Source organism: Hominimerdicola alba, assembly GCF_900112155.1.
Lineage (GTDB): Bacteria > Bacillota > Clostridia > Oscillospirales > Ruminococcaceae > Hominimerdicola > Hominimerdicola alba_D.
Genome location: NZ_FOKQ01000101.1, coordinates 1 through 1135, shown reverse-complemented (window position 1 = coordinate 1135; position 1135 = coordinate 1). Strand labels below are relative to the sequence as shown.

Sequence of the window (1135 nt, the reverse complement as noted above, 5' to 3'; positions counted from 1 at the left end):
TTCTTCTTGATACGGGTGACAGATTTCAGATGAAGAATATTCATCAGCCTGTAAATACGCTTCTTGTTGTAATGCACGTCATGCTCGCGATTGATTACAACCGTCATCTGGCGGTACCCTAAGATCCCGTTGCGTTCTTCATAGTGTTGTTTGATCCATTCTACAAGCTGTTCATTGACTTTCTGGCTTAAACTCGGCTTCCTTTTCAGCCATTTGTAATATGCAGAGCGTGCGACGTGAACAGCAGCACAGAGCTTCTGAATCGGATAATGCTCTGCTTCATTCATGTATCTGATCGCAATATACTTGTCCTCGTTTCGTACTCCGCTCAGTGACCACCCCCTTGAAGCTCCCTGAGTTTTTTTAGCAGCTTATTCTCCATTTCCATATCTTTCAGCTTGGCTTGCAGTATCTTGTTTTCCATACGAAGCCTGTCTGCTTCTGTGAGCGCATCTTCCGACTTTGCCTTGCCACGTCGGTCTATGAGTCCCTCCACTCCTTTTGCTTCATACTTGCGTACCCAGGAATAGATCTGCTGGTAGGATACGCCGTATTTCTCCATCGCAAGCCCGTAATCCTTGCCGTTCTCAATACAGAATGCAACAATCTGAGCTCTTTCTTCCTGGGTGGTCTTTCTGCCTTTATTCATGGTAATACCTCTTTCCGAGCGTGTTCGCTCTTTAAAGTCCTTACCGCTATTATAGCATGAAATCCACTTTCTGAAAACACTTGTGGATGAAATATGATACTTTCGGCATATCTCTAATTGACTTCCTTTACAGTCAAGATATTCAGTTACTGCTTTCAACTTAGTTTTCGCAGAATACCGTTTGTTTGTATGGCTGATCCTGACCGATTCTATTCCATCTGTTTTTGCGAAAACTACCATTTGTCTAAACGTTTCTTTTGTAACCCCATATTTCTTGGCTATTGATGCATAGCTTCCTTTTCCTGAAAGATATTCTTGCACTGCTTGAATTCTTTCTTCATCTGTTAGTTTTCTTCGTGACATAAAATAACCCCCTAGAGTTTTACACGATTTTTGTTTTTTCGTGTGTCTACTCTAAGACCTGCAAATAAAAGTCAATACCTAAACTGAAAAAAAGAAAAATTTTTCCAAGGTCAAAAAGAGCAC

The 1135-nt window shown here is 41.3% G+C and carries 2 protein-coding genes; both read right to left on the bottom strand.

The genetic code is table 11. From position 1 onward, the window contains the following. Positions 1 to 287, bottom strand: a 287-nt coding sequence (locus tag BM265_RS19515; RefSeq protein ID WP_143098803.1) for an IS3 family transposase, incomplete at its 3' end; no start/stop codon positions are given. A 41-nt stretch (positions 288 to 328) separates the two neighbouring features. Beyond that, positions 329 to 1012, bottom strand: a complete 684-nt coding sequence (locus BM265_RS19510; RefSeq protein ID WP_074963571.1) for a helix-turn-helix domain-containing protein — start codon at positions 1010 to 1012, stop codon at positions 329 to 331. Positions 1013 to 1135: the final 123 nt, after the last annotated feature.

Excerpts from the sequence above, each read along its gene's own strand:
- BM265_RS19510 (WP_074963571.1), bottom strand. The coding sequence starts at position 1,012 with ATGTCACGAAGAAAACTAACAGATGAAGAAAGAATTCAAGCAGTGCAA.